This is a genomic window from Acidovorax sp. (genome assembly GCF_027492855.1).
In the GTDB taxonomy this organism is placed as follows: Bacteria; Pseudomonadota; Gammaproteobacteria; order Burkholderiales; family Burkholderiaceae_C; genus Acidovorax.
The window spans coordinates 55,262-65,886 of record NZ_JAPUDY010000066.1 but is presented as its reverse complement, the minus strand read 5'-3'; the positions used below and the strand labels follow the sequence as shown (position 1 = coordinate 65,886).

The following is a 10,625-nucleotide window of genomic DNA, read 5'->3' as shown; positions in this document are numbered from 1 at the left end:
TCGCTGGGCCAGCTCTTGGCGATGGGGGTCAGCACCTCCAGCAGCAGGCGGGCTTCATCGGCGGCGTCTGCGCTGCCTGTGTGCTGCTCGTCCACCAGCAGCGCGCAGTACAGGTTGAGCGCCAGCGCGCCTTCGCCATAGGCCTTTTGCGCCAGCAGCATGCGCTTGATGTCGGCGTGTTCGATCAGGCGCACCTGCGGGGCGGCGGCATCCTTGCCGCCCTTTCCCACCGGGCGGCCCTGGGGCCGGTTTTTGGCGTAGTCCAGGCTGGCGTAATAGCCCGCCAGGCCCAGCATGCTGGCCGCCATGCCGATGCCGATGCGCGCCTCGTTCATCATGTGGAACATGCATCGGAGGCCATCGCCAGGCTTGCCGACAAGGTAGCCCACGGCACCGGCGCCGCCGCGCACGGGGTATTTGCCCTCGCCAAAATTCAGCAGCGTGTTGGTGGTGCCGCGCCAGCCCAGCTTGTGGTTCAGGCCCGCCAGCGCCACGTCGTTGCGCTCGCCGGTCAACTGGCCGCTGGTATCCACCAGCTTCTTGGGCACGATGAACAGCGAGATGCCGCGCGTGCCCGGCACCAGCTTGCCGTCAGGGCCCGGAATCTTGGCCAGCACCAGGTGGACGATGTTCTCGGTCAGCTCATGGTCGCCCGAGCTGATCCACATCTTGTTGCCCTTGAGGCGAAAGCGCGAGCCCAGCGGATCGGCTTCAAAATCAGCCCCGTCGGGCACGGCGCGTGTGGCCACGTCCGACAGCGACGAGCCCGCTTGCGGCTCTGACAGGCACATGGTGCCCGACCAGCGGCCGTTGAATTCATTGAGCGCAAACACCTCTTTTTGCAGCGCCGTGCCATGCGCCATCAGCAGGTTGGCGTTGCCCGATGTCAGCATGTTCGAGCCGATGCTGATCGACGCTGCCGCAAAAAAACTATTGGCCGCCGCCTCGACCGTGTAGGGCAGTTGCATGCCGCCAATGTCGTAGTCCTGCGCGGCACTCAAAAGGCCCGACTCGGCATAGGCCCGGCGCGCCTCGTAGGTTGCCTGGGGCAGCACCACGCGCAGCGTGCCGTCGGGCTCGGCCGCGGTGCGCGGCTCTTCGGTGTCCACCAGGCGGTTGAACGGTGCGTACTTCTCGCGGGCAATGCGCTCGGAGGTGTCCAGCACGGCATCGAAGGTTTCGCGTGAATGGTCGGCAAAGCGCTCGCGCGCTTGCAGCTTCTCGGCATCGAGCCACTGGTAGAGCAGGAAGTCAACGGTGGGGCGAAGGCTCATGGAATTTCCATTAAAAAAAGCCTCTAGCGCCCACCCATCAAGCGCTAGCAGCTATGAAAACAGGAGTAAAAGGGTGCCGGGGGCATCCTGGGAGCCACCGGTACAGCCCGCTCAGACGCCAGCCTCGCCAGCCCCGCTCTGGGCGGGTAGCACGGCGATCGTGCCCTGCGCTACCGCACAGAGCTTCTCCACCCCACCCTGCACCGCAAACACATCGCAGCGGCACACCGCCTGGTTGCGCCCTGCATACGCGGCCTGGGCGCGGGCAATCAAGAGCTCCCCAACGGCGGGACGGAGGTAGTTGATCTTGAATTCAGACGTCACCACCGGCACGCGCAGCGCAGTGCCGCCGGCATAGGTGAGAGCGTTGTCCGCCAGGTAGCTCACAACGCCCCCATGGGCAAAGCCGTGCTGCTGGCGCAGCTGAGGCGTCATGGGCAAGTGCAGTTCGCACTGCCCCGGGGACAACGCCTGGAGCTGCGCCCCCAACAGTTGGCTGAACGGCTGCGCTGCCAGCACCTCGCGGCCCAGGGCCAGAAAGGCCTCGGGCGAAGCTGCGTCGGCGGGGCGATCCTGGGCCATGGGTCAGAACACTTCAAAAATGCCTGCGGCGCCCATGCCGCCGCCGATGCACATGGTCACGCACACCTTTTTGGCGCCACGGCGCTTGCCTTCGATAAGCGCATGGCCCGTGAGGCGCTGGCCCGACACACCGTAAGGGTGGCCCAGGGCAATGGCGCCACCGTTCACGTTCAGGCGGTCGGCAGGGATGCCGAGCTTGTCGCGGCAGTAGATCACCTGCACGGCAAAGGCCTCGTTCAGCTCCCACAGGTCGATGTCCTCGACCTTGAGGCCCAGCTTCTTGAGCACCTTGGGCACGGCGAACACGGGGCCGATGCCCATTTCGTCAGGTTCGCAGCCCGCCACGGCAAAACCGAGGAAGCGGCCCAGGGGCTTGAGGCCCTTCTTGCTGGCGTAATCTTCACTGGTCACCACGCAGGCACCGGCGCCATCGCTGAACTGGCTGGCATTGCCCGCCGAGATCAGGCCGCCCGGCAGTGCGGAACGCAGGCCGCTGATCGACTCGACCGTGGTGCCTTCGCGCGTGCCTTCGTCCTTGCTCACCGTCACCTGTTTGGTGATCAGGCCCAGGGTTTTGTCGGCCACGCCAGCCGTCACGGTGATGGGTGCGATCTCGGCATCGAACAAGCCACCGGCTTGCGCGGCACTGGCCTTTTGCTGGCTGGCTGCGCCGTATTCGTCCATGGCTTCGCGGCCGATGTGGTAGCGCTTGGCCACTTGCTCTGCGGTCTGCAGCATGCTCCAGTAGATCTCGGGCTTTTGCTTGGCCAGGGCCAGGTCCTGGATCATGTGCAGGTTCATCTCCTGCTGCACACACGAGATGCTTTCGACGCCACCCGCCACGAACACATCGGCCTCGCCCGCGATGATGCGCTGGGCTGCCATGGCAATGGTTTGCAGGCCCGAGGAGCAGAAACGGTTGACGGTAACACCCGACGCCGTGATGGGCAGGCCGGCCTTGAGCGCGATCTGGCGCGCGATGTTCATGCCCGTGGCGCCCTCGGGGTTGGCGCAGCCCATGATGACGTCATCGACGTCGGCGCCGTCGATGCCAGCGCGCTGCACGGCGTGCTGCACGGCATGGCCGCCCAGGGTGGCGCCATGGGTCATGTTGAAGGAACCCTTCCAGCTCTTGGCGAGCGGCGTGCGGGCGGTGGAAACAATCACTGCGGAGGTCATGTGAATTCCTTTTTATTCGGTCAGAGGTGCACGCGTGCGCTTATTGGAAGGCCTTGCCTTCGGCAGCCAGCTTGGCCAGCAGCGGAGCGGGCTTCCAGAACGCTGCGTCGTCCAGGGGGTTCTTGGCAAAGCGGTCCATGGCCTGCACCACGTTGAACAGGCCAACCTCGCTGGCGTAATGCATGGGGCCACCACGGTAGATGGGGAAGCCATAACCCGTGAGGTACACCATGTCGATGTCGCCGGACTTGCTGGCGATGCCGTCCTCAAGAATGTGCGCACCTTCGTTGACCAGGGCGAACACCAGGCGCTGCACGATTTCTTCATCAGAAATCTTGCGCGGCGTGATGCCCAGCTCCTTGCGGTGGTCTTCGATCATCTTGTTGACCAAGTCGCTCGGAATCGCGTCGCGCTTGCCCGCCTGGTAGTCGTACCAGCCTGCGCCAGTCTTCTGGCCAAAGCGGCCCAGCTCGCACAGCTTGTCGGCGGTGCGGCTGTATTTCATGTCAGCGCGCTCAACAGCGCGGCGCTTGCGGATGGCCCAGCCGATGTCGTTACCGGCCAGATCGCCCATGCGGAACGGACCCATGGCAAAGCCGAACTTCTCAACGGCCTTGTCCACCTGCTGGGGCGTGCAGCCTTCGTCCAGCAGAAAACCTGCCTGGCGGCTGTACTGCTCGATCATGCGGTTGCCGATGAAGCCATCGCACACACCCGAGACCACCGAGGTCTTCTTGATCTTCTTGCCAATCGCCATCACGGTGGCGAGCACGTCCTTGGCAGTTGCCTTGCCACGCACCACTTCGAGCAGCTTCATCACGTTGGCGGGGCTGAAGAAGTGCATGCCCACCACGTCCTGCGGACGCTTGGTGAAGGCGGCAATCTTGTCCACGTCCAGCGTGGAGGTGTTGGAGGCCAGGATGGCGCCGGGCTTGGCCACGGCGTCGAGCTGCTTGAACACGGCTTCCTTGACGCCCATTTCTTCGAACACGGCCTCGATGATGAGGTCGCAGTCCTTGAGATCGTCGTAGCTCAGCGTGGTGCTCAGCAGGGCCATGCGCTGCTCGTACTTGTCTGCTTTCAGCTTGCCCTTCTTGACCTGGGCTTCGTAGTTCTTCTTGATCGTGGCGATGCCGCGGTCCAGGGCTTCCTGCTTCATTTCCAGAATCTTGACGGGGATGCCCGCGTTCAGGAAGTTCATGGCAATGCCGCCGCCCATGGTGCCCGCGCCAATCACGCCCACTTGCTTGATGTCGCGCTTGGGGGTGTCCGAAGGAACGTCCGGGATCTTCGATGCCGCGCGCTCGGCCATGAACAGATGGCGCAATGCACGCGATTCGGGAGTCCACATCAGGTTGATGAAAATCTCACGCTCCACCAGCATGCCGTCGGCAAACTTCTTCTTGGTGGCGGCTTCGACCGCGTCCACGCACTTGGCGGGCGCGGGGTAATTCTTGGCCATGCCCTTGACCATGTTTCGCGCGAACTGGAAGTACGCATCGCCTTCAGGGTGCTTGCACGGCAGGTTGCGCACCAGGGGCAGCGGACGGGCATCGGCCACGCTCTGGGCAAATGCCAGGGCCTCGGCCGCCAGCGTTTCGGCCGACGCGGCCATCTTGTCGAACAGTTTCTGGCCGGGCACGGCGCCAATCATCTCGCTCTTGACGGCCTCGCCGCTCACGATCATGTTGAGCGCGGCTTCCACGCCCAGCACACGCGGCAGGCGCTGCGTGCCGCCCGCGCCAGGGATCAGGCCAAGCTTGACCTCAGGCAGCGCGATGGAACAACCAGGCGCCGCAATGCGGTAGTGGCAACCCAAGGCCAGCTCCAGGCCTCCGCCCATGGCCACAGTGTGCATGGCCGCCACCACAGGCTTGGCCGAATTCTCGATAGCAACAATCACCGACAGCAGATTGGGCTCTTGCAAAGACTTGTCCGTGCCGAACTCCTTGATGTCGGCGCCACCGGAAAACGCGCCGCCCGCACCGGTGATCACGATGGACGTGACCGCTGCGTCAGCATTGGCACGGCCAAGGCCGTCCACGATGCCCTGGCGGGTCGCTAACCCAAGTCCGTTAACGGGAGGATTGGCCAGGGTGATCACGGCAACGGAGCCGTGGACTTTGTATTCAGCGGTCATGCTGTTGTTCCTTGCGTGCTTGAAAAGTGAAAAAGAACGGTCGTGCGTTTTTATTGTAGAGACTTCAGGCCGGTTTAGCATGCCCATTTGTCCCCAGTGGGACAAGGCTGTTGACCGTCGGCCGCCTCGCCGGGTAAAAAAAAGGCGCCTGAATAGATCAGACGCCTCTTGGGATACGCATTGGATGTGCCGGAAGCCTTTACACCTCCAGCCACTCCTTGCGGATGTAGTTGTCGGCCCGCAGGCTGTCGGGCGTGCCTTCAAAGACGATGGAGCCATGCCCCATCACCAGCGCACGGTCGGAGATCTTCATCGCGATGGTGAGCTTTTGCTCAATCAACAGCACCGAGATACCGCGTGCTTTGATGGTCTGGAGGTACTGGCCCACCAGCTCGACGATCTTGGGCGCCAGGCCCTCGGTGGGCTCGTCGATGATGATGAGGTCGGGATCACCCATCAAGGTGCGACACAGGGTGAGCATCTGCTGCTCGCCGCCCGACATCACGCCTGCCTCGGTGTGCTGGCGCTCCTTCAGGCGCGGGAACATTTCGTACATGTCATCAAACGACCAGCGGCTGCCCTTGCCGTTGCCCTTTTGCCCCAGCATCAGGTTCTGGTGCACCGTGAGGTTGGGGAACACGTCGCGGCTTTCCGGCACATAGCCCAGCCCCAGGTGGGCGATCTCATAGGCCTTTTTGCCATTGAGGTCCTGCCCCTTCCAGTTGAGCGTGCCCTCCCAGTCCACCAGGCCCATGATGGCCTTGGCGGTGGTCGAGCGGCCTGACCCATTGCGCCCCAGCAGGGCCACGATCTCACCGGGCTGCACGTCAAAGGTCACGCCATGCAGCACATGGCTCTTGCCGTAGTAGGCGTGGAGGTTTTCGATTTTCAGCATGTCAGTGTCCCGCCCCCTGCTCGTCCGCAACCACCGAGCCCAGATAGGCCTCTTGCACGCGCTGGTTGGCACGCACCTTGTCCGGCGTGTCGTAGGCGATCACCTCGCCATAGACCACCACGGCGATCTTGTCGGCCAGGCCGAACACCACGCCCATGTCATGTTCCACGGTCAGCAGGGTGCGGCCTTCGGTGACCTCCTTGATGAGATGGATGAAACGCGTGGTCTCGGTCTTGCTCATGCCGGCCGTGGGTTCATCGAGCAGGATCACGTTGGCGCCGCCCGCGATGGTGATGCCGATCTCGAGCGCGCGCTGCTCGGCATAGGTGAGGTTCATCGCTAGCGTGTCGCGCTTTTTATCGAGCTTGATCATCTCCATGAGCTGCCTGGCGCGCTCGTTGGCATCGTGCAGGTTCGACAGGAAGCGCAGGAACGTGTACTTGTAGCCCATGCTCCAGAGCACGCCGCAGCGCAGGTTCTCGAACACCGAGAGCTTGGGAAAGATGTTCGTGATCTGAAAGCTGCGAGAGAGCCCCTTGCGGTTGATCTCGTACGGCGCCAGGCCGTTGATGCGCTGGCCGTTGAGGATCACGTCCCCGCTGGTGGGTGCAAAGCGCCCGCTGATCAAATTGAACAGCGTGGACTTGCCCGCGCCGTTAGGCCCAATGATGGCCACACGCTCGCCAGGGGCCACGGCCAGGTTGGCACCGCGGATGATCTCGGTCTTGCCAAAACTCTTGCGCAGGTCGCGCAGTTCGAGCGCATAGGTTGCGTTGTCAGCAGCCATGGTCACAAAGCCTCCCCGCGCTTGATTTCATGTTCTATTTCTTCCTGGATCTTGCCCCACTGGCGCACAAACTGACGGCGGCACAACTCGAAGAGGCCAAAGCCCGTGACCATCACAAAGATGGCGCCGAACCAGGTGGTAAAGCCCTTGGCGTTGAGCGACGCCCCCAGGAACGTCACCTCAGGCCCCAGCGCCGCATTGAGCTGCAGGTGGTAGGTCATCTCGATCATGCAGGCCGCCCCCAGCACTCCCACCAAGGCCGTGCCACCAAGCGCCAGGTAAGAAGCCACAAGTTGGCGCAGCTTGCCGAACTTGGCCAGGCGCAGGTTCATCATGATCAGGCTGGCCACGCCGCCAGGCGCATACATCACCATGAACAGAAACACCAGACCCAGGTACAGCAGCCACGCCTTGGACAGCTCGGACAACAGCACCGAGGCCAGCACCAGCAACACCGCACCGATGATGGGGCCGAAGAAGAACGTGGCCCCGCCCAGGAAGGTGAACAGCAGGTAGCCACCCGAGCGGAGCACGCTCAGGCTGTCGGCGCCGGTCACGATCTCGAAGTTGATCGTGGCCAGGCCGCCGCCGATGCCAGCAAAGAAGCCCGCGATGATGAACGCGAAGTAGCGCACCCGCTGCGTGTTGTAGCCAATGAACTCCACGCGCTCGGGGTTGTCGCGCACGGCGTTCAAAATGCGGCCCAGCGGCGTGCCGGTGAAGGCAAACATGGCGGCCGTGCAGACAAAACAGTACACAGCGATCAGGTAATACACCTGAATGGCTGGCCCGAAGCTGATGCCGAAGAACGAGTTGCCATACACGCGGTCGGTGGTGATGCCGCCCTCGCCGCCAAAGAACTCGGGGAACATCAGCGCCATGGAGGCCACCAGTTCACCAATGCCCAGCGTGATCATGGCAAACGTGGTGCCCGACTTCTTGGTGGTAACAAAACCCAGCAAGATGGCAAAAAAGGCCCCGGCCAAGCCGCCCACGATGGGGATGAGCACCAGCGGAATGTTGAAGCGGCCCGCACTCGCCATGTTCATCGCGTGGATGGCGATGAACGAGCCCAGGCCGGTGTAAACCGCATGGCCAAAGCTCAACATGCCCCCCTGCCCCAGCAACATGTTGTAGGACAGGCAGATGATGATGAGGTAGCCGATCTGCGAGAGCATGGTCAGCGCAAGGCTGCTACGAAACAGCATGGGCGCCACGATCAGGGCAATGGCGAACAGCGTCCAGATGACGAACCGCCCGACATTCCAGGGCTTGAACCGGTAGTGCGACGTAGCGCTTGAAACAGTGTTGGTCATGGAGTTCATGGCATCAATCCTCCCGCGTGCCCAAAAGGCCCTTGGGGCGGAAGATCAGAATCAGCACGAGGAACAGGTAAGGCAGGATAGGCGCCACCTGGGAGATCGTGAGTTTGAGCAAGGGGTAACCAAAGGTCTGGTCGGTCACGGCCACGCCCACGGCCTCGAAGACGTTGATCAGCGAGTAGTCGAGCGCCACAGCGAAGGTTTGCACCAGGCCGATGAGCAGCGATGCCAGGAAGGCACCGGCCAGCGATCCCATGCCACCCACCACCACCACCACGAAGATGATCGAGCCCACCGAAGCAGCCATCGCGGGCTCGGTGACATAGGTGTTGCCGCCGATCACACCCGCCAGGCCCGCCAGCGCAGCGCCACCGCCGAACACCAGCATGAATACGCGGGGCACGTTGTGGCCCAACGCTTCCACCATCTCGGGGTACTTCAGTGCGGCCTGGATCACGAGGCCGATGCGCGTGCGCGTCAAAAGGAGCCACACCGACACCAGCATCAGCATCGCCACCAGCATCACAAACGAACGCGACTTGGGGAACTGCGTGCCATACAGCGTGAACAACGGGCCCTGCAGTTGCTCGGGCAGGCCGTAGGGCACAGTGGAGCGGCCCCACACAAGCTGCACCACTTCCAGAATCAGGTACGAAAGGCCGAACGTGACCAGCAGCTCAGGCACATGGCCGAACTTGTGCACGCGGCGCAGGCAATAACGCTCGAAGGCGGCACCCAACACGAACACCACCAACGGCGAGATCACGAGCGCAGGCCAGAAGCCCACCACCCCAGAGATGGTGAACGCGAAATAGGCGCCCAGCATGTAGAAACTGGTGTGCGCAAAATTGAGCACGCCCATCATGCTGAAGATCAGCGTGAGGCCAGAGCTCAGCATGAACAGCAGGAGCCCGTAGCTCACGCCGTTCAGCAAGGAGATGACGAAAAACTCGAGATTCATTGGAATTTTTCATTACAAAGGGAAAAAAAAGGCCCGAGCCAAGTCGGGCCTCGAAGCGGTCAGCAAGACTTACGGACGCTTCATCTGGCACGAGGTGGGCGTGCTGGCCACATAGGGCTCGTAGTACTTCACAGGGGCAAAGGTGTAGCCCGTGCTTTCGGAGTCCAGTGGGTACTTTCCACCGGCCTTTTCCCACTTCGTAATGAACAGGCCTTGCTGCAACTGGTGGTCGGTCTTGCGCATCTCGACTTCGCCGTTGAAGCTCTTGAACTTCATGCCTTCCAGCGCCGCAGCCACCTTCACCGGGTCAGTAGACTTGGCCTTGGCAAAGCCCTCCGACAGCATGGAGAAGGCGTGATAGACCGAGCCTGTGTACATGTCGTCGTTGAACTTCTTCTTGTAGTCCACCACGATCTTGTTGATCTCACCCGGCATGTTCATGTGCGAGTAAGACACCATGTACACGCGCCCTGCGGCGGCTGCGCCCATGGCGGTGGGGCTGCCCGTGACGGCGCCGTAGTAGGTGTAGAAGTTGACGTTGTTCAGGCCCGCATCGTTGGCGGCCTTGATCAGCAGCGCCAGGTCGGAGCCCCAGTTGCCGGTGATCACGCTGTCGGCACCCGACTGTTTGATCTTGGCGATGTAGGGAGCAAAGTCACGCACCTGGGCCAGGGGGTGCAGGTCGTCGCCGACAAACTGCACGTCGGGGCGCTTGCGCTGCATCATTTCCTTGGCGAACTTCGAGACCTGGTGGCCGTGCGAATAGTTCTGGTTGATCAGATAAACCTTCTTGACCTCGGGCAGATCCTTCATGTAGGTCGTCAGCGCCTCCATCTTCATGGAGGTGTCTGCATCCAGGCGGAAGTGCCAGTAGCTGCACTTGCTGTTGGTGAGGTCTGGGTCCACGGCGGCATAGTTCAGGAACAGAACTTCCTTGCCGGGATTGCGTGCGTTGTGTTTTTCCAGCGCATCCATGATGGCCAGCGCAGGGCCCGATCCGTTGCCCTGCACCACGTAGCGCACGCCCTGGTCCATGGCCGAGCGCAGGGCGCTGGTAGTCTCTTGCGGGCTGAGCTTGTTGTCGATGCCGATGATCTCGAATTTGACGCCTGCGGCGTTCTTCTTGTTGAACTCTTCAGAGATGAACTGGAAGCTCTTGAGCTGGTTCGTTCCAACGGCTGCCATCAGGCCCGACAGGGGGTCGAGCCAAGCGATTTTCACTGTTTCGCCCTTTTGAGCGAATGCCCCGCCAGCGCTTGCCAGAATTACCGATGCCGCTACAGCCTTAATAGCAAATTTCATGGTTTTGTCTCCTAGTGAATCGACACAACGCAGCGTACCGCGTTGCAACAAAGCGATGCTCAGGGATTGCCCCTACCAGCGTCGCACACGTGACTGGCGCAGCGCTCCCCCGAGCTCACACGCCAATCGTGGGCAGCCAAACCGAGGCCCGCGCGCATGGCGCAGACCCGGTTGAGCCACGCC

The 10,625-nt window shown here is 62.2% G+C and carries 9 protein-coding genes; all 9 read right to left on the bottom strand.

Annotated features, from left to right (window positions below):
• On the bottom strand, positions 1-1,274 hold a 1,274-nt coding region (locus Q0105_RS12745), incomplete at its 3' end, for an acyl-CoA dehydrogenase family protein (protein WP_298212332.1).
• A 111-nt stretch (positions 1,275-1,385) separates the two neighbouring features.
• Positions 1,386-1,856 carry a PaaI family thioesterase gene (locus tag Q0105_RS12740; protein WP_298212330.1) on the bottom strand — a complete coding sequence of 157 codons (471 nt, stop codon included), beginning with the start codon at positions 1,854-1,856 and terminating at the stop codon, positions 1,386-1,388.
• 3 nt (positions 1,857-1,859) lie between these two features.
• Entirely contained in the window at positions 1,860-3,035 is a 1,176-nt protein-coding gene (locus Q0105_RS12735) for an acetyl-CoA C-acyltransferase (protein WP_298212328.1), read from the bottom strand.
• A 40-nt stretch (positions 3,036-3,075) separates the two neighbouring features.
• The gene (locus Q0105_RS12730) at positions 3,076-5,175 is read right to left on the bottom strand and encodes a 3-hydroxyacyl-CoA dehydrogenase NAD-binding domain-containing protein (protein ID WP_298212326.1); all 2,100 of its coding nucleotides are present in this window, start codon (positions 5,173-5,175) and stop codon (positions 3,076-3,078) included.
• A gap of 199 nt (positions 5,176-5,374) precedes the next feature.
• Positions 5,375-6,070, bottom strand: coding sequence for an ABC transporter ATP-binding protein (locus Q0105_RS12725; protein ID WP_298212324.1), 696 nt, complete (start codon positions 6,068-6,070; stop codon positions 5,375-5,377).
• A 1-nt stretch (position 6,071) separates the two neighbouring features.
• Positions 6,072-6,857 carry an ABC transporter ATP-binding protein gene (locus Q0105_RS12720; RefSeq protein ID WP_298212322.1) on the bottom strand — a complete coding sequence of 262 codons (786 nt, stop codon included), beginning with the start codon at positions 6,855-6,857 and terminating at the stop codon, positions 6,072-6,074.
• 2 nt (positions 6,858-6,859) lie between these two features.
• Positions 6,860-8,182 carry a branched-chain amino acid ABC transporter permease gene (locus tag Q0105_RS12715; protein ID WP_298212320.1) on the bottom strand — a complete coding sequence of 441 codons (1,323 nt, stop codon included), beginning with the start codon at positions 8,180-8,182 and terminating at the stop codon, positions 6,860-6,862.
• A gap of 4 nt (positions 8,183-8,186) precedes the next feature.
• Positions 8,187-9,140: a branched-chain amino acid ABC transporter permease gene (locus Q0105_RS12710; RefSeq protein ID WP_298212318.1), complete on the bottom strand. Its 954-nt coding sequence runs from the start codon at positions 9,138-9,140 to the stop codon at positions 8,187-8,189.
• A 69-nt stretch (positions 9,141-9,209) separates the two neighbouring features.
• Positions 9,210-10,442: a branched-chain amino acid ABC transporter substrate-binding protein gene (locus Q0105_RS12705; RefSeq protein ID WP_298212316.1), complete on the bottom strand. Its 1,233-nt coding sequence runs from the start codon at positions 10,440-10,442 to the stop codon at positions 9,210-9,212.
• Positions 10,443-10,625 lie beyond the last annotated feature (183 nt).